15 protein-coding genes are annotated in these 17,186 nt (G+C 70.0%); 7 read left to right on the top strand and 8 right to left on the bottom strand.

Annotated elements, in window-relative coordinates:
* Positions 1-5: 5 nt before the first annotated feature.
* Genes K8P10_RS03025 through glp form a run of 3 tightly spaced genes read right to left on the bottom strand, consistent with a single transcriptional unit; the run spans position 6 to position 2,956 of the window.
* Positions 6-1,013, bottom strand: coding sequence for a MoxR family ATPase (locus K8P10_RS03025; protein ID WP_224780327.1), 1,008 nt, complete (start codon positions 1,011-1,013; stop codon positions 6-8).
* 36 nt (positions 1,014-1,049) lie between these two features.
* On the bottom strand, positions 1,050-1,646 hold the full coding sequence (locus K8P10_RS03020; RefSeq protein WP_224780326.1) for a molybdenum cofactor guanylyltransferase: 597 nt from the start codon (positions 1,644-1,646) through the stop codon (positions 1,050-1,052).
* Positions 1,643-2,956: a gephyrin-like molybdotransferase Glp gene (gene glp, locus K8P10_RS03015; protein ID WP_224780325.1), complete on the bottom strand. Its 1,314-nt coding sequence runs from the start codon at positions 2,954-2,956 to the stop codon at positions 1,643-1,645. The genes K8P10_RS03020 and glp overlap by 4 nt, the downstream gene beginning before the upstream one ends.
* A gap of 82 nt (positions 2,957-3,038) precedes the next feature.
* Between glp and fdhD the strand changes: the two genes are divergently transcribed.
* The 7 genes from fdhD to moaA all read left to right on the top strand — a co-directional run bounded on the left by fdhD (position 3,039) and on the right by moaA (position 10,768).
* Positions 3,039-3,950: a formate dehydrogenase accessory sulfurtransferase FdhD gene (gene fdhD, locus K8P10_RS03010; RefSeq protein WP_224780324.1), complete on the top strand. Its 912-nt coding sequence runs from the start codon at positions 3,039-3,041 to the stop codon at positions 3,948-3,950.
* A complete protein-coding gene (locus K8P10_RS03005; RefSeq protein ID WP_224780323.1) occupies positions 3,947-6,271 on the top strand; it encodes an FdhF/YdeP family oxidoreductase in 2,325 nt (774 codons plus the stop codon). The genes fdhD and K8P10_RS03005 overlap by 4 nt, the downstream gene beginning before the upstream one ends.
* A gap of 159 nt (positions 6,272-6,430) precedes the next feature.
* Positions 6,431-6,844: a molybdopterin-binding protein gene (locus K8P10_RS03000; RefSeq protein ID WP_224780322.1), complete on the top strand. Its 414-nt coding sequence runs from the start codon at positions 6,431-6,433 to the stop codon at positions 6,842-6,844.
* Positions 6,845-6,848: 4 nt separating this feature from the next.
* Complete coding sequence (gene modA / locus K8P10_RS02995; RefSeq protein ID WP_224780321.1) at positions 6,849-7,679, top strand: molybdate ABC transporter substrate-binding protein; 831 nt, start codon at positions 6,849-6,851, stop codon at positions 7,677-7,679.
* Between the two features lie 13 nt (positions 7,680-7,692).
* A complete protein-coding gene (locus K8P10_RS02990) occupies positions 7,693-8,520 on the top strand; it encodes an ABC transporter permease (RefSeq protein ID WP_224780320.1) in 828 nt (275 codons plus the stop codon).
* Entirely contained in the window at positions 8,517-9,638 is a 1,122-nt protein-coding gene (locus K8P10_RS02985) for a sulfate/molybdate ABC transporter ATP-binding protein (protein ID WP_224780319.1), read from the top strand. The genes K8P10_RS02990 and K8P10_RS02985 overlap by 4 nt, the downstream gene beginning before the upstream one ends.
* 71 nt (positions 9,639-9,709) lie before the next feature.
* Positions 9,710-10,768, top strand: coding sequence for a GTP 3',8-cyclase MoaA (moaA, locus tag K8P10_RS02980; protein WP_224780318.1), 1,059 nt, complete (start codon positions 9,710-9,712; stop codon positions 10,766-10,768).
* 6 nt (positions 10,769-10,774) lie between these two features.
* On the opposite strand, the gene K8P10_RS02975 is transcribed toward moaA, so the two are convergent.
* The 5 genes from K8P10_RS02975 to K8P10_RS02955 form a co-directional block, all read right to left on the bottom strand.
* Positions 10,775-11,743, bottom strand: a complete 969-nt coding sequence (locus K8P10_RS02975; protein WP_224780317.1) for an NAD(P)-dependent oxidoreductase — start codon at positions 11,741-11,743, stop codon at positions 10,775-10,777.
* Positions 11,740-14,454 carry an alpha/beta fold hydrolase gene (locus K8P10_RS02970; RefSeq protein ID WP_224780316.1) on the bottom strand — a complete coding sequence of 905 codons (2,715 nt, stop codon included), beginning with the start codon at positions 14,452-14,454 and terminating at the stop codon, positions 11,740-11,742. Before K8P10_RS02970 ends, K8P10_RS02975 begins: the two co-directional genes overlap by 4 nt.
* Positions 14,448-15,470, bottom strand: a complete 1,023-nt coding sequence (locus K8P10_RS02965; protein ID WP_224780315.1) for a 3-oxoacyl-ACP synthase III — start codon at positions 15,468-15,470, stop codon at positions 14,448-14,450. Before K8P10_RS02965 ends, K8P10_RS02970 begins: the two co-directional genes overlap by 7 nt.
* 100 nt (positions 15,471-15,570) lie before the next feature.
* Positions 15,571-15,996, bottom strand: a complete 426-nt coding sequence (locus tag K8P10_RS02960) for a molybdenum cofactor biosynthesis protein MoaE (protein ID WP_224780314.1) — start codon at positions 15,994-15,996, stop codon at positions 15,571-15,573.
* On the bottom strand, positions 15,989-17,173 hold the full coding sequence (locus K8P10_RS02955; RefSeq protein ID WP_224780313.1) for a ThiF family adenylyltransferase: 1,185 nt from the start codon (positions 17,171-17,173) through the stop codon (positions 15,989-15,991). Before K8P10_RS02955 ends, K8P10_RS02960 begins: the two co-directional genes overlap by 8 nt.
* Positions 17,174-17,186: the final 13 nt, after the last annotated feature.

Below are 17,186 nucleotides of genomic sequence, written 5' to 3'. Positions count from 1 at the left end.
ACGGCTCAGGGGGTGGGCACGGCTCCGAAGACCGCGTCGATGATCTGCTCGCTGCGAACGCCTTCGGCGTCGGCCTCGAAGTTCATGAGGACGCGGTGTCGCAGCACCACGTAGCGGAGGTTCCGCACATCGTCGGGGGTCACGTAGTTCCGCCCGCTCAACAGTGCGAGGGCCCGCGCGGCTTGCAGGAACGCGATGCTCGCGCGCGGGCTGGCTCCGGTGCCGACGAACCTGGCGAGTTCCTCGCCGATGTAGGCCGCCGGCTGACGGGTCACGTAGACCAGCTGCACGATGTACTGGCGCACGGCAGGGTCGACGTAGATGCGGCTCGCCACCTCCTGCAGCGCCAGCACGTCGTCTATCGTGACCTCGCTCGCGACGTGGTTGTCGGCGTCGAGCACTCCCGAGTCGATGCGGTCGAGGATCGCGAGCTCCTCGTTCGGGCTCGGGTAGTCGACGATCTCCTTCAGCAGGAATCGGTCCATCTGCGCTTCAGGCAGCTCGTAGGTACCCTCCTGCTCGATCGGGTTCTGCGTCGCGATGACGAGGAACGGCTTCGGCAGGCGGTGCACCTCTCCGCCGATGGTCGTCTGGTGCTCCTGCATCGCCTCGAGCATGGCGCTCTGAGTCTTGGCGCTCGAACGGTTGATCTCATCGAGCAGCACGAAGTTCGCGTGCACCGGTCCGAGCACGGTGCGGAACTCGCTCGTCGCCGCGTCGTAGATCTGGTTCCCCGTGATGTCGCTCGGCAGCAGGTCGGGCGTGCACTGGATGCGCTTGAACTTCGCCCTGACGGTGTCGGCGAGCGTGCTCGCCGCCGTGGTCTTGGCCAGGCCAGGCACGCTCTCGAGGAGCACGTGTCCGCCGGCGATGAGCGCGACGAGGAGGCTGGTCCGCAAGCGATCCTGCCCGACCATCTTCGCGGAGTAGGCGCGCGTCACCCGCTCGATCAGGGCCGCGGCACTCGCGACCTCCTCATCGGTCGGCACGCGGGTCGAAACGGCGTCATCCATGGCGGTGGGCAGCTCCTCGCATCGGTGGGGCCGCAATCAACGGCCGCCATCCACTCTAGTCACCCGCTGCGCCGCATCGAGATCCTCGGCGCTGTCGATGTCGGCGGTTTCCCAGGTCGGCGCATCGACGAATCGCAGGCCTTCCTCCGGGAACACCCGCTTGAGGGGCCGATCGACCACGTCCCCGCCGAGCGCGGCGATCCCGGCCCTGAGCACGCCGGTGCGATGCACCCCCGAGAGCCACTGGGCCCTTCCGTCGCCGTCGCGGAGCACGAACCCGCCGGCATCGGGGCCCGCAGCACGGCGTGCACGTTCGAGACGGCGGCACACGCGCTGCGGGTGCACGAGATCGCAGGAGAGCAGCAGTGTCCATTCGGCATCGACGGACGGGAGTGCCGTGGCGACCGCGGCGAGCGGACCCGAGAACGGCGGATCCTCGCGCACGAGCACCGCTCCGGCGGACGCCGCGCGATCCGGCCCGACGACCACGACCCGTTCCGCACCGACGGCACGTGCCGCCGCGGCCACCCGATCCACCAGGCGGACGCCCCCGAGCTCGACGTCGGCCTTCTGGACTCCCCCGAGGCGCCGTGCGCGGCCGCCTGCGAGCACGACGGCATCGAGCGACGTCATGCGCCCACCTGGATCACCGTGACCGTCTCCCCCGCTTCGACGTCGCCGCGCTCCTCGCCCACGATCGCGTATGCGTCGCTCGCGCCGTACCCGCCGACCGAGTGCGAGACGCGACGCGCGTGCACGGCGGGTTCGCACGCGAGACCGTCCTCGGTATCGCGAAGGATCACCGGCAGCACCTGGAGGCGGCCGGCGGAACCCCGCCAGCCCACCGCCGCACGCGCATGCACGCGGTGGCGCTGGATCCGCGCCGCGCCCTGCATCGCCAGGAGCGTCGGGCGCACGAAGAGTTCGAAGCTCACGGCTGCGCTCACCGGATTCCCCGGGAGGGCGAACACGCACGCGCCGCCCGCCAGCACCCCCGCTCGTTGGTGCTGCCCCGGCTTCATCGCGACGCGCACGCCGATCACGCCCGGCTCGGGTTCGAGCGCGATCCGTACGATGTCGTGCGTGCCTGGCCCCACGCCTCCCGTCGTGATGACCGCATCGCACATCTCCCCGAGCCGCGCGAGCATCCGAGTGAGGCCGATGACGTCGTCGCGGGAGTGCCGCACCTCGACGGGCTCGATCCCCGCCTCACGCAGCATGCCCGCCATGAGGAGCGAGTTCGACTCGGGGATCTGGCCCCTGGCGAGCGTCGCCCCTGGCGGGAGGAGCTCCGAGCCCGTGGCAACGACCGCGACCCTGGGTTGCCGGTGCACGCGCACGGCTGCCGTACCCGCTGCGGCGAGCGCCGACACTCCCGCGGCCGTCAGCCTCCACCCGCGCTGCGCGATCGTCGCGCCCTGACCCACATCCTCACCCCGAGCACGGACGTTGGCGCCCGCGTCGACCGGCGCGAGGATCCGGACGGTCCGCTCGCCCCACTCGCCCACGCCGCGGTCGTCGCCGTTCGTCTGTTCGACGGGGACCACGGCGTCCGCGTCGGAGGGGACGGGAGCGCCGGTCATGATCCTGACCGCCTCTCCAGCACCAAGAGCGGGATCGTCCGAGCTGCCCGCGGCGACCTCGCCGATGATGCGGAGCGTCCTCTCGAATCCGTGCTCCGCGTCGGCTGCGCGCAGCGCGTACCCGTCCATGGCGGAGTTCGACCACAGCGGGAGCGGGTGCCCCGACGTCACATCTTCGGCGAGCACGTGCCCGAACGCCTCGGTGATCGGCAGTTCGACCACCGGCGTCACGGGCGCGCGCTCGACGAGACGATGCAGCCAGTCATCGACCAGCCATCTCGAGGGGCGATCGGCACGCGCATCGGCGTCCTCCGCCCCGGCGCTCTCCGCCACGGTGTCCGGTCGCGTCGGTTCCGTCATCGCATCCCCCGCTCCGCGCATACAGGCACTCGGACTTCGGCGCGGCATTGCTTACGCGCCCGTTCAATGCTATCCAGGAAGCATGTCTCGTATCGCGGCCCGCCGCAGGGTCACCCGTATCAAGCTGGGTGAGTACCGCAACTCCCGGAGCGACTCCCTGACGGTTGAGGAGCCACTGGAGATTCGCGTCCAGGGGCGGTCGCTCGCCGTCACCATGCGCACGCCGGGGCACGATGTCGAACTCGCCGCGGGGTTCCTGGTCTCCGAGGGCGTGATTGCGTCTCCCGACGAGATGCTGACCGCCCGCTACTGCGCCGGCGCTGTGGACAACGTCAACACCTACAACGTTCTCGACGTCGCGCTCGCACCGGGAGTCGCCCCGCCAGACCCGAGCGTCGAGCGGAATTTCCTGACGAACAGCTCGTGCGGTCTGTGCGGCAAGGCGAGCATCGACAGCGTGCGCACGCAGTCCCGCTACGTCGTCGCCGACGATCCGCTGGTCGTGGACGCCGGACTCATCGCCGGGTTCCCCGATACCCTCCGTGCCGGGCAGGCGGTGTTCGAGCGGACGGGCGGCATCCACGCCGCCGCTCTCTTCGACGGCGCCACCGGCGAGATGCTCGTGCTGCGCGAAGACGTCGGCCGGCACAACGCGGTCGACAAGGTCATCGGCTGGGCCCTACAGAACGGACGCCTCCCGGGTCGCGGGCTCGTGCTGCAGGTCTCGGGACGCGCGAGCTTCGAACTCACGCAGAAAGCGCTCATGGCGGGGATCCCGATGCTCACCGCCGTCTCGGCACCGTCCTCACTCGCCGCCGACCTGGCGGACGAAATGGGACTCACCCTGGTGGGGTTCCTGCGCGGACCCTCCATGGTCATATACAGTCGCCCTGACCGGGTGATCGACCCGGCACTCGAGGCCGAATCCTCGACACCAGCGGACCTCGCGGGCGCGCCTCGCGAGGCAGCCCTCAACGAAGTGGAGCAGCCATGACACCGAAAGCCCCTCGGGAAGACTTCTCCGACGAGGACATGAAGATCACGGAGCCCAAGGACTACGCCGCTGGTCTTGGCGGCGTCGTGCACTCCATGGAGCCCGCGCTCACGCAGATGGGTCCAGCGCGCACCGCGAAACTGCTGCTCAAGATGAACCACAAGGACGGGTTCGACTGCATGAGCTGCGCCTGGCCCGACCCTGATCGCCGGAAGCCCGCCGAGTTCTGCGAGAACGGCGCGAAAGCGGTCACGTGGGAGGCAACGCCGCTGAAGATTCCGCGGTCGTTCTGGGAGGAGCACTCGCTCACCTCGCTGGAGGACAAGACCGAGTACTGGCTCGGCATGCAGGGGCGCATCACCGAGCCCGTGTACAAGCCGAAGGGCTCCGACCACTACGCGCCGATCAGCTGGGACCGCGCGTTCGACATCGTCGGCACGCACCTGCGCGAGCTCGAGAGCGCCGATGAAGCCGCGTTCTACACGAGCGGACGCGCCTCGAACGAGGCAGCGTTCCTCTACCAGCTGTTCGCGCGGGTCCTCGGCACGAACAATCTGCCTGACTGCTCCAACATGTGCCACGAATCCACCGGCACCGCGATGGTTGAAACCGTCGGGATCGGCAAGTCGACGATCGCCTACAACGACTTCGGCAAGTCCGACCTGATCATCATCATGGGGCAGAACCCCGGTACCAACCACCCGCGCATGCTCACGGCGTTGCAGGAGGCGAAGGAGAACGGCGCCAAGATCGTCGCCATCAATCCGCTGCCGGAGGCCGGGCTCATGGGGTACAAGGATCCCCAGTCGGTGAAGGGCTACCTCGGCAAGGCGATCAAGCTTGCCGACCAGTTCATCCAGGTGCGCAGCGGCGGAGACATGGCGCTGCTGCAGGCCGTGTCGAAGCGCGTGCTCGAAGCGGAGGACCGCGCACCGGGCACCGTACTGGATCACGAGTTCATCGCGGCGCACTGCGACGGTTTCGAGGCGTTCGCGGAGCACATCGCGCAGCTCGACGAGCGGGAGGTCGAGCAGGCCGCTGCGGTGCCCGTCGCCGAGATCGACGAGCTCGCCGACCGCTACCTGACCTCGGATCGCGTCATCATCTGCTGGGCTATGGGCATCACGCAGCACCGCAAGGCGGTCGACACGATCCGCGAGATCATGAACCTCCTGTTCCTCCGCGGCAACATCGGCAAGCCGGGAGCAGGCGCATCACCGATTCGCGGGCACAGCAACGTGCAGGGCGACCGCACCATGGGCGTCTGGGAGAAGATGCCAGAGTCGTTCATGGACGCCCTCGGCGCGGAGTTCGGGTTCGAACCCCCGCGCAAGCACGGGTACGACGCCGTCGACGGCATCCGCGCACTCGCGGAGGGAAAGCTGAAGGTGTGGGTCGGGCTCGGCGGCAACCTGCTCGGCGCGATCTCGGACACGAACCTCGCCGAAGCGGGCATGCGGGGCACCCAGCTCAGCGTGCAGCTCTCCACCAAACTCAACCGCTCGCACGTGATCACCGGTGAGGAGGCACTGATCCTGCCGGTGCTCGGCCGCACCGAGATCGACGTGCAGGCATCGGGCCCGCAGTACGTGACCGTCGAGGACACCGTCTGCGCCGTCCACGCCTCCCACGGTCAGATCCCCCCGATCTCACCGGACGCGCGCTCCGAGGTCGCGGTCATCGCCGGCATGGCGCACGCCGCACTCGGCGACCGCTACGGCATCGACTGGCTCTCATTCGCCGAGAACTACGATCGCATCAGGGATCGCATCGCCAGGGTCGTGCCCGGTTGCGAAGACTACAACGCGAAGACGCGACGCCGCGACGGATTCGTCCTGCCGAACGGTCCGCGAGACTCCCGCACCTTCCACACCGAGACCGGCAAGGCCCGCATCACCGTCAACGAGCTCGAGCCGGTGGAGTGCCCGCCCGGACGTCTGATCCTGCAGACGCTGCGCTCCCACGACCAGTTCAACACCACGATCTACAGCCTCAACGACCGCTACCGCGGCATCAAGAAGGGGCGGTCGGTGATCTTCGTGAACCCCGAGGATCTCGCGGAACTCGGCATCGAGGACGGTCAGATCGTCGACATCTTCAGCGAGTGGCAGGACGAGCCGGACCGCGTGCTGCGCGGTTTCCGCGCCGTCTCCTACCCCACCGCCCGCGGGTGCGCCGCCGCCTACTTCCCTGAGGCGAACGTGCTCGTGCCGCTCGACAGCGCCGCGCTCGAGAGCAATACGCCTGTCTCGAAGGCGGTCATCGTGCGTCTCGAGCCGTCGACCACGCCGGTCGGAGTGGGCCGACCCGCGGTCGTGTAGCGACGACCCTCGCCGTCCGTTCGGTGGTCGGCTTCGCACGCTATTCGGCCTCGGAAGCATGCGAAACCGACCACCGAACGGGTGAACGTCGCGCAGCGCGCCGTCTCGAGCACAGCCGACGCTTGATCCGTCCGCATCTGCGGAGATAGAGTGCACTTTATGACGCACTTTCGTATGCGCGAGGCTGCACAGCTCCTCGGAGTCAGCGACGACACCATTCGCCGATGGGCGCACGACGGACTCCTCGAAGCGAGCCGGGACGACGCCGGCGTGCAGGTCGTGACTGGCCGCTCGCTCGCCCAGCGCATCACGCAGCTCGCCCCGGGGGCGGACACCAGCGACCCGATCGTGCGCAGCGCTCGCAACCGCTTCACCGGCATCGTGACCGGCATCCAGGTCGAGGGCCTGGTGGCACTGGTGGAGTTGCAGGCGGGCCCGAACCGCGTCGTCTCGCTCATGACGGCGGAGGCTTGCGAGGATCTCGCCCTCGAAGTCGGGTCGCGCGCCACCGCCATCGTGAAAGCCACCCAGGTCATTCTCGAGGCAGCTCGCCCGATCGATACGCAGGAGTAAACGGATGCGACGCACCGTCAATACCCTGGCCGCCTCCGCACTGGCCATCGGCGCACTCGTGCTCGCCGGCTGCTCCGGGGGCACCACGGATTCAGGAGCGGATTCAGGGGCGGAGACCGACGACCAGGCGAGCGACGTCTCCGGCGACCTCACGGTGTACGCGGCGGCGTCGCTGCAGGGCGCGTTCGACCAGCTCGGAGATTCCTTCATGGAGGCGCACCCCAACACGAACCTCACGTTCTCGTTCGACGGCTCATCCGTGCTCGCGACGCAGATTCTGAGCGGCGCCCCGGTCGACGTCTTCGCTTCGGCCGACGAGCCGAACATGGCGAAGATCACCGACGAGGGCCTGACGCTCGGCGAACCGGACGCCTTCGCCACGAGCGAGCTCGTGATCGCGGTGCAGCCCGGCAACCCGTTCGGCATCGAGTCGCTCGCCGACCTCGCCGCGCCCGGCCCCGACGGTGACGACCCCGTGGTCGTGGTGTGCGCGGCTGAGGTACCGTGCGGCAACGCCTCCCGGCAGTTGCTCGATCGCGACGGTGTCGAGGTCACGCCGGCGAGCGAGGAGCAGAACGTGACCGCAGTGCTCACGAAGGTGCGCGAGGGCGAGGCCGACGCCGGGCTCGTCTACCGCTCCGATGTGCTGAGCACCGGCGGCGAGGTCGAGGGCATCGACATCGTGGACGCCGAGGAAGCCGCGGGCGCGTACATGATCGCCGCCATCGATGGCACGGCCTCCCCCGAAGCCGCGGAGGCATGGATCGCCTATCTGAACTCGGAAGAAGCGCAGGAGCTCCTCGGCGAGCTCGGCTTCGGGCCTGCTCGCGACTAGGGCTCGCACAGGCATGATGACCCCCCGACGGAACGCGAACGGCAGCACCATACGCGCTCGGCTCCCCCTCGGCGTGCTGGTTCCCGCCTGCGTCGCGATCGCCACGCTGGTACTGCCGCTCGCGGCGCTGATCCTCCGCGTGGACTGGGCCTCGGTCCCAGGCACCCTCGCGGAACCCGCGACCCGCAGCGCTCTGGGCCTCTCGCTGCTCACGGCGACGATCGCGACGGGGCTCTGCGTCGTCCTCGGCGTGCCGCTCGCACTCGTCATCGCGCGCGCCGAGGGGGCGCTGGCGACGGTCCTGCGGGCGCTCACCACGCTCCCGCTCGTGCTCCCGCCGCTCGTCGGTGGTCTGGCGCTCCTGACCCTGCTCGGCCGCGGCGGTTTGCTCGGCGACTGGCTCCTCGATCTGGGAATCCGGGTCCCCTTCACGACTCCGGCCGTGGTGCTCGCCCAGACCTTCGTTGCGCTACCCTTCCTGGTCATCTCGGTCGAGGGCGCACTCCGGGGTCTCGACTCCGGGTACGAACGTGTCGCCGAGAGCCTGGGTGCGAAACCGTGGACGGTACTCGGCCGCGTCACGCTCCCCCTCCTCGCCCCCAGCCTGGTGGCAGGAGCGATTCTCTGCTTCACCCGAGCACTCGGGGAGTTCGGGGCGACCGCCCTCTTCGCAGGCAACGCGGAGGGCACCACGCGCACCATGCCGCTGGCCATCTACACGGCGTTCAACGGCGCCGGCGTCACGCAGGACGTCGCGATCACCCTGTCCCTGCTCCTGGTGTTCGTGGCCGTCGTCGCACTGCTCTGCATGCGCTCGCGCGTCGCTGGGGTTGCCCGATGACCGGCGGCGCGGGCGGTCCGCTCGATGCTCGCATCCGCGTCGAGCGCGGAGCGTTCACCCTCGCTGCCGATGTACAGGTCGCCCCGGGCGAGATCCTCGGCCTCATCGGAGCGAACGGCGCGGGCAAGTCGACGCTGCTCGGAGCTCTCGCCGGCACCCTGAGCCTGACCTCAGGCAGTGTCGCGCTCGGCGGTCGCACGCTGACCCGGATCGACGGCGACGCTCGGGTCAGCCTGCCCCGTGCGGCACGGAGAATCGGCTATCTCGATCAGCGTGCCCGCTTGTTCCCGCACCTCGATGCCATCGCGAACGTCGCCTTCGGGCCGCGAGCGCAGGGCCACGGTCGACGCGCGGCCGAGCGCGCCGCCCACGAGTGGCTCGAGCGCGTCGGGCTCGGCGATCGGGGCTCCGCGCGCGCCGATCAGCTCTCCGGCGGCCAGCAGCAGCGCATTGCGATCGGGCGGACCCTCGCCGCCGATCCAGCCCTCCTCCTCCTGGACGAGCCGTTCGCGGCACTCGATGTCTCCAGCAGCGCAGAACTCAGGCACCTCCTCGCCGCAGAGGTGCAGCGTCTCGGCGTACCGACGATCCTGGTGACGCACGATCCCGTCGACCTGATTGCGCTCGCGGATCGCGTGCTGGTGCTCGAAGCGGGCAGGATCGGCCAGCTCGGGTCCGTCCCCGAGGTGCTCGGCGCCCCCTCCACGCCGTTCGCGGCCGAGTTCGCCGGTCGCGCCCTCCTCCACGGGCGGGCGTCCGACCGGGGCACCCTGCTCGTCGCCGGAGCGCCGCTCGCCGAGGTCTCCGGCGTCGGGCAACTGCCCGCACCGGGTGCCGCCGCCGTGGCGAGCTTCGACCCGGCTGCGGTGAGGCTCTCGCACGCGGACTCCCCGATCATGGCTGACTCTTCTCTCGCCGCGAGCTGGACGGGCACCGTCGCCGCCGTGTTCGCGAGCCGCACCGGCGTTCGCGTGACCTGCGCCGGGTGGCCGGAGTTCATCGCCGAGCTTCCCGTGTCGCGCGCAGTGGATCAGCAGGTGGAGGTCGGTGACCGCGTGCGACTCGAACTCGCGCGGGCCGATCTCACGTTTGCTACCCCGCGAGTCGCCGGCTACTGACGTTCCCCTCGCCACGAACGGCTCACGACTGTTACTGTGGAAAATTGACGCTTCACGAGGGGAGGGTGCCGATGCCTGCACGCAAGATCGCTGCCAGCGGCGTCACGGACCGGATGCGTCGCCCTCTCACGGACCTGCGGATATCGATCACGGATCGGTGCAACTTCCGCTGCGTCTACTGCATGCCGCGCGAGATCTTCGGTCGCGACTACCAGTTCCTCGACCGCAAAGAGCTGCTCACATTCGAGGAGATCACCCGGGTTGCGCGGATCGCGACGGGGCTCGGGGTGCGGAAGCTCCGGCTGACGGGCGGCGAGCCGCTGCTGCGCCGCGGCATCGAAGAGCTCATCGGCATGCTGGCCGAACTGCGCACCCTCGACGGGCAACCGCTCGACCTCGCGCTCACCACGAACGGGTCGGCGCTCCCAGTGAAGGCCGAAGCGTTGAAGGCGGCGGGGCTCGGCCGGGTGACGGTGTCCCTCGACTCGCTCGACGAGGAGCGGTTCCAGGCGATCAACGATGTGCGCTTCCCGGTGTCGCGCGTGCTCGACGGCATCGCCGCGGCCGACGCCGCGGGGCTCGGACCGGTGAAGATCAACACCGTCGTGAAGCGGTCGGCCAACGAGGATGAGATCCTTCCGCTGGCCGAGCACTTCAAGGGAACGGGTCACACGCTCCGCTTCATCGAGTTCATGGACGTCGGCTCCTCCAACGGCTGGCAGCTGGACGAGGTCGTCCCTTCGCAGGAGATCGTCGACCGCATCGGCGCCGTCCACCCGCTCGATCCGGTGGCCCCGCGTCACCCCAGCGATACGGCGAAGCGCTGGCGCTACCGTGACGGGTCGGGTGAGATCGGGGTCATCTCGAGTGTCACGAACGCGTTCTGCGGCGACTGCTCCCGTGCTCGCATTTCGGCGGAGGGGCAGCTCTTCACCTGCCTGTTCGCGAGCTCAGGCCACGATATCCGGGCACTCCTGCGGAGCGAAGCGAGCGATGACGACATCGCCGACGCGCTCGGCGGCATCTGGCGTCGCCGGGACGACCGATACTCCGAGCGCCGGGCCGAGTTCACCGAGCGCGGCGACGGATCGCGGCCGCAGCGCATCGAGATGTCCTACATCGGCGGCTGACCGGCGCTACGCGGCGTAGTGCTCGGCGAGGCGGCGAAGCCCCTCGTCGAGTGACACCGTCGGTCTCCAGTCGAGGTCCCGTCGAGTGTCGCGCTGATCGAACCAGTGCGCCGTGGAGAGCTGCTCCGCCAGGAACCGCGTCATGGGCGGTTCGTCGGCGCCAGGACGGATCGCCCAGAGCCGCTCGATGACACCGCCGACGGCGCGCCCCACCCCTGCGGGAATACTGATGCGGGGCGGACTCACCCCGGCCGCGAGGCAGATGTCCGTCAGCAGGTCGGCGACGGGGCGGGGCTCGCCGTTGGTGATCACGTAGGCGTTGCCATGCGCGGCATCGGAGCGATGCAGCGCCGCGACGATGCCGGACGCTGCGTTCTCGACGTAGGTGGTGTCGATGAGTGCGGTGCCGCCGCTGAGGAGCGGAAGCCTGCCCTGTCTCGCACGATCCACGATCCGTTCGATGAGCTGGGTGTCTCCCGGCCCCCAGACCAGGTGCGGCCGCACGGCGACGACCCGCAAGGTCGCGGAATCGCGGGAGAGGGCGAGCAACTCGGATTCCGCTTTCGTGCGGGCGTACATGCCCCGTGCGTCTCCTGGGGACGCCGCTTCGGCCCCGACTCCGGCGAGCGCGCTCCCCGAGTGCGCGACCGAGGGCGAGGAGACCTGCACGAACCGCGAGACCCCGGCAGCCTCTGCCGCATCGAGCAGTGTCCGCGTGCCACCCACGTTCACGGCGTGGAACTCCTCAGGGTCGCCGGTCAACGACACCTTGGCGGCGAGGTGCACGACGCCCTCCGCACCGTCGATGGCATCCGCGACGTGCGGTGCGTCGGCGACGGAACCGAGGACGTCGGTCACCCCGGGCACTCCTGAGGGGGTGCGCTGCAGTGCGCGCACTTCGTGGCCTGCCGCGACGAGCTCGGATGCGACGGCGCGACCGAGGAACCCGGACGCACCGGTGATGAGGACGATCATGGGGCTCCAGGCGTGCGACCGGCGAGCGAGCGTTCAGCCCAGTCGGCGAGGCGCGATCGATCGATCTTCGAGTTGTGGCGGATGTCGGTCGGCAGCTGCGGCACCGCGTACACGGCGGCGATCGGCTGCGAAGTGGCTGCGCGGACGGCTGCCGTCAGCTCCGGCCCCGCGAGCCCGGGACGCCGCGCCTGCGGAACGGTCTCCGTCACAACGACGAGCTGCTGGAGCCCGCGCGGCCCGACCCCGACCACGGCCGCGCGTCGCACCGCTGCGAGGGACTCGACCGCCTGCTCGGGACCGACAGGGGCGACCGGACCGGACTCGGTGACGATCACGTGCGGCACCCTGCCCTCGACCCAGAGTCGACCCTCCGCGTCGAGGTGGCCGACGTCGCCCGTGCGGTGCCAGCGCGACGAGGGCGACCCGCCGTCTCGCATCAACGCGTCCGCGTCGGTGCCACGCGACGCCTCGCGGTCGGTGAGCCGCAGCCGGTCGTAACGCTGTTTGAGATGAGGAGCGGAGATCAGGATCTCCCCGAGCACCCCGGCATCGGACGCGGGCGTTCCGGTCGCGCGACCGTCGGAGTCGAGCGCACTGATGCGCACCCGGTTCTCCCCGATCGGCGCCCCGACGCACACTCCGCTGTCGGGCGCCTCCGCGGCGTCGCGCACCCCCGCGAGAGTGATGTCGGAGACCAGCAGGCACTCCGTCATCCCGTAGGGCGTGTGGGGCGTGGCGTTCGGCATGAGGTCGGCGATCGAGGTCAGCAGGCCGGCCCCGATAGGGGCGCCGGTGGACAGCACGGTGTGCACCTCGGCGAGCGCCTGCCGATCCTCATCGGTGAGCGCGTCGGCGGTCGCGACGACGTTCAGGATCGCCGCGGGCGAGAGGAACACGATGCCGGCGGCGCACTCCCTCACCGCTGCCGCGACGGCCTTTGCTGTGAGAGTTCTGGGCGCCGAGACGTTCATATCGGGGGTCGCCGACCGCGTGCTGAGCGCGGGGCCGAGCAGGGCGAACGGGGCGAAACCGGTGACGAGGCCGCTCTCCGCATCGACGTCGAGGTGCTTGGCGAGCACGTCGCGCAGCGCGCTCAGCTGCCCGTGCGTGTACAGGACCCCCTTCGCCGGCCCGGTCGAACCGGAGGTGAAGAGGATCGCCGCGTGATCCTCGGCCACGGGCTCGGGAGGCATGGCGCCGCCGGTGCTCAGATCCGCTCGGCCGCGAGCTGCGACATCGGCCAGGCAGTGCGAGACGCCGAGAGCCGCGGCCGCGGCACCGGGCAACCGTTCCGTCGAGATCCGTGTGCCCGGCCAGCCGAGCACACGGGACGCCGCAAGCCCCGCCCGCTCGCCGATGATCACGTCGGGCCAGGCGCCGCGCACAGCGCGCGTCAGCCCGCGGATGCCGAGTCCCGCGTCGGCGACGACCACGACGGCCCCGATGCGCAGGCAGGCGTAAGTGACCGCGGTCAGGGTCGGACCGGGCTGCACGAGCAGCGACACGCGGTCGCCGCGTCGCACGCCGATCCGGTGCAGGCCGGCGGCGATCCGGCGCACCTGGGTGTCGAGCAGTTCCCAGCTCACCCGGAGGGCGCGCTCGCCTGCGCCCGCCGACATGTCGATGATCGCGACATCAGAGTCGTCGGCACGAGCGTCGAGACCGGCCCACAGCGGCACGAACGGCTCAGGCGAGCCAGACGGCTCCTCGGCCTCCGATTCCTCGGCCCGCATCTCCGCGACCTCCGTCCCCTCGACGAGCCGATCCGAGAGCCAGTCGAGGATCGCGGTCGCGTACGGCCGTTCCTCGGCGACGAGGTGCCCGGCACCCTCGAAACGGTGCACATCGGCGTGGGGCAGTCGGTCGACGAGGTCGTCGAGGTAGCGGTCGCTGAAGATCGGGTCGCGGGGACCCCAGAGCATGAGCGCCGGGACTCGCAGCGCGGCGACCCCTGTCGCGATTCGCTCGAGCTCGCGGAAGCTGCGGTGCCCCGCATCCGCGGGGATGTCAGCGACGAAGTCCCCGATCCCGCCGCGCCGATCCGCGCTCAGATAGGGGCTGCGGAAGGCCCGCTGCACCTCGGGGTCGAGCGGCGGGTCCGCGAGGCGGAGCACCGTGTCGAGGAAGCCCGGTGTGGTGATCGTTGATGCCCCGAGCACGCCGCGGAACCCGGCCAGGCGGAGGGGCGCGGGGATCGGCCTGTCCGCCGGGTGGTGGACCGCGGTGTTCAGCAGCGCTACGGCGACGGCCTCGTCGGGATGATCGACCGCCCAGCCGAGGGACACGACGCCGCCCCAGTCGTGTCCGAGGGTGACCACGGGGCCGTCGAGTGCGATCGTCTCGGTGAACCCCGCGAGGTCGGCGACCCGCTGGGCGAGCGAGCGTCGCATGCCGGTGCGTTCTGAGAAGCCCATCTCGAGCTGATCGACGGCGACGACCCTCCACGGCGTCTCGCCAGCGTCGGCTGCCCGGAGCGACGCTGCGGCGAGCTCGCGCCAGAGGTACGACCAGGTCGGGTTGCCGTGCACCGCGAGAATCGTGCCGCGCGGTGCGTGCCCGCGGCGCGCGAGCTCTGCTCCGGTGTCGAGGAAGTGCCACTCGCGGGTCTGCCCGGCATCGGCGAGACGACCGGGAACCGCGGCCACGCGACTCCAGGCGTGGTCGAGACCGGGGAGGCCCTCAGGCGGCAGGGACGCGCGATGCGTCACCACGCGAGCTCCATCATGGCGGTGTTGAGGCCCGATCCGACGCCCATGAGCACGACGCGGTCGCCGCGGTGCAGCGATGCCTGTTCCTCCGCCAGCGTGATGGGGATGGATGCCGGTCCGACGTTGCCGTACCTGGGGAAGGTGGTGGGGACGCGTTTGCGGTCGATCCCGGTCGCCCCGATGATCGATCTGGTGTGCACCGCAGAGACCTGGTGGGTGATGAAGCGGTCGGCCGCCTTCCACTTCCACTCGGGCTGCGCTTCGCGCCAGGCGGAGACGACGAGGTCGAGGCCGCCCTCGAGCAGCGCCTTCGCGTCGGTGAACATCCCCTCGACGCTGCCGACGCAGAGGCCGTGGTACTGGGTTCCTGCCCGAGTGACCCCTCCGAGCAGCCGGTGCCCGTCGGGGTGGTGGTCCGCGCGCCCGAGGACGGCCGCCGCCGAACCGGAGCCGAGCGTGAGCGACGCGAACTCGCTCATGAATCCGTCGCGGTCGATGTCGTCGCGCAGCAGGCGGTCGATCGTGTTCGTCTGGATGTCGTCGGCGTCTTCACCGTTCACCACGATCGCGTAGTCGATCTGCCCGGACTCGATCATGCCGCTCGCGAGACTCATTCCGTTGATGAACCCGAGGCAGGCGTTCGCGACATCGAAGTTGATCGCAGATGAGGGCAGCCCGAGCCCGTGGTGAAGTGCGACCGCCACCGAAGGTTCGAGGTGCTTCCGCGTCACCGAGGTGTTGATGAGCAGCCCGACCTGCGATGCGTCGACGCCGGCCTCGGCGAGCGCCCGCTCACCCGCGGCGATCGTGGCGCTGTCGGCCGTCTCGCCGTCTGCCCAGTTGCGCCGCTCGAGCACGCCGGCCACGCGGCGCAGCATGCCGGGGCGCAGTCGCAGTCGCGAGAGTGCTGACCCGAGCCGGCTCTCGATATCTTCCGATGTGGTGACACGGCTCGGCAGGACGCTCGCGACCGACAGCAGCGCCACGTTGCTGTAGCGGCTGACCGCGTTTCCGTTCATGGATACTCCGTCGAAGGCAAAGAAAATGCACAGTGTGCGGGAACCACCGTAGCCGTGCAGTCTGACCACCGGCCACAGGAAGCAGCGCGGGCCAGGCGCGCTACAGCCCGACCCACTCGGAGGAGCCGGAAGCGAAGTGCTGGCGCTTCCAGATCGGGATCTCGTGCTTGATCCGCTCGACGAGCCGCTCGAGCGCGGCGAACGCCTCGCCCCGGTGCGGTGCGGCCGAGGCGGCGACGAGCGCGGCGTCGCCGATCTCGAGCGCTCCGACGCGGTGTACTGCGGCGAGCGCCACACCTGATCGCTGAGCCTCTTCGGCGACCACGTCGGCGAGGAAGCGCTCGGCATCGGGGTGCGAGCTGTACTCGAGCGAGGAGACGCTCTGCCCGCCGTCGTGGTTGCGGATGACCCCGCGAAAGACGAGGATCGCCCCGCACTCCGGGCCGTCGACGGCGGCGTGAACGGCGGTCTCGTCGATCGGCTGTTCGGTGATGCGTGCGAGGGGCGCAGCGCCCCGATCACTCATCGCGACCGGCCTCGAGCAGTTCGGGAGCCACCTGCGCGATCTCGGTGATGCCGCCCTGCAGGTAGACGAGGTTCTGCACGCCGCGCTCCTGCAGCAGCTTCACGGCCCGGATCGACCGCGGCTGGACGCCGCAGTACACGACGATCGGGGCTTCGGGCGGAAGCTCGGCCGGTCGTTCGATCGCGAGCGCGGGGTCGGCTTCGAGCTCCGGCAGCGGGAGGAACGAAGATCCTGAGATGAGCACGCGTGCACGCTCGTCTGGGTTGCGGACGTCGAGCAGGGCGAACGTCTCGTCCTTCTGCACCATGCGCACGAGATCGGCCGAGGTGATGCCTCGCGGCCCATCCTCGGGTCCGTTGCAGAAGCGTTCGTAGTCGGTGAGTTCGTTCACGGGCGGAGCCTCCGGGTCTCGGGTGTAGGGCAGTTCACGGGTGGTGGCTGCCAGGGCGTCGTAGAGGAGCGCGCGGCCGATGAGCGGCTCGCCCACCCCGGTGATGAGCTTCATCGCTTCCGTGGCCAGCAGGGAGCCGATGGTGCCGCAGAGGCCGGGGAGCACACCCCCGGTGCCGCAGCTGAGCACGTCCTCGGGTGCCGGCGGCTGAGGGAAGAGGTCGCGGTAGCCGGGACCGAATCGGTGCCACGCGACCGACACCTGACCGTGGAACTGCAGGATCGCCCCCCACACGAGCGGGGTGTCGGTGATCTGAGCGGCATCGTTGCTGAGGTATCGGGTCGGAAAGTTGTCGCTGCCGTCGATGACGAGGTCGTAGTCCGCGAAGAGCTGGAGTGCGTTTTCGGCCGTCAGGGTGCAGTCGTGCGCCACGAAGCGCACGCCCGGGTCGAGACGCTCGGCGGTCTCGCCGAGGGAGTCGACCTTGGGCCTGCCGATATCGGCGGTGCCGTGCGCGATCTGGCGGTGCAGGTTCGACAACTCGACCCGGTCGTCGTCGACGACGCCGATGAGGCCGACGCCCGAGCCGACGAGATAGGGAACGCAGGCGCTGCCGAGCCCGCCAGCACCGATGACCAGCACCCTGGCTGCGGCGAGGCGTCGCTGCGCTTCGTCGCCGAACCCAGGCAGTACGATCTGCCTGGCCGCGCGGGCGGACTGCTCATCCGTGAGGGCGGCGACGGGTTCCACGAGCGCACCGGGCCGCGGGGTGGTCGCTGGACACATGCGCCCAGTGTAC

Origin of the sequence: Leucobacter sp. Psy1, from assembly GCF_020096995.1 — a bacterium.
Classification (GTDB): Bacteria; Actinomycetota; Actinomycetes; order Actinomycetales; family Microbacteriaceae; genus Leucobacter.
Note: the sequence above shows the minus strand (reverse complement) of the source record. Positions and strands in the feature narration are given on the sequence as shown.

Coding starts and splice junctions, on each gene's coding strand:
- K8P10_RS03025 (WP_224780327.1), bottom strand. CDS start 1,013: ATGGATGACGCCGTTTCGACCCGCGTGCCGACCGATGAGGAGGTCGCG.
- K8P10_RS03020 (WP_224780326.1), bottom strand. CDS start 1,646: ATGACGTCGCTCGATGCCGTCGTGCTCGCAGGCGGCCGCGCACGGCGC.
- glp (WP_224780325.1), bottom strand. CDS start 2,956: ATGACGGAACCGACGCGACCGGACACCGTGGCGGAGAGCGCCGGGGCG.
- fdhD (WP_224780324.1), top strand. CDS start 3,039: ATGTCTCGTATCGCGGCCCGCCGCAGGGTCACCCGTATCAAGCTGGGT.
- K8P10_RS03005 (WP_224780323.1), top strand. CDS start 3,947: ATGACACCGAAAGCCCCTCGGGAAGACTTCTCCGACGAGGACATGAAG.
- K8P10_RS03000 (WP_224780322.1), top strand. CDS start 6,431: ATGACGCACTTTCGTATGCGCGAGGCTGCACAGCTCCTCGGAGTCAGC.
- modA (WP_224780321.1), top strand. CDS start 6,849: ATGCGACGCACCGTCAATACCCTGGCCGCCTCCGCACTGGCCATCGGC.
- K8P10_RS02990 (WP_224780320.1), top strand. CDS start 7,693: ATGATGACCCCCCGACGGAACGCGAACGGCAGCACCATACGCGCTCGG.
- K8P10_RS02985 (WP_224780319.1), top strand. CDS start 8,517: ATGACCGGCGGCGCGGGCGGTCCGCTCGATGCTCGCATCCGCGTCGAG.
- moaA (WP_224780318.1), top strand. CDS start 9,710: ATGCCTGCACGCAAGATCGCTGCCAGCGGCGTCACGGACCGGATGCGT.
- K8P10_RS02975 (WP_224780317.1), bottom strand. CDS start 11,743: ATGATCGTCCTCATCACCGGTGCGTCCGGGTTCCTCGGTCGCGCCGTC.
- K8P10_RS02965 (WP_224780315.1), bottom strand. CDS start 15,470: ATGAACGGAAACGCGGTCAGCCGCTACAGCAACGTGGCGCTGCTGTCG.
- K8P10_RS02960 (WP_224780314.1), bottom strand. CDS start 15,996: ATGAGTGATCGGGGCGCTGCGCCCCTCGCACGCATCACCGAACAGCCG.
- K8P10_RS02955 (WP_224780313.1), bottom strand. CDS start 17,173: ATGTGTCCAGCGACCACCCCGCGGCCCGGTGCGCTCGTGGAACCCGTC.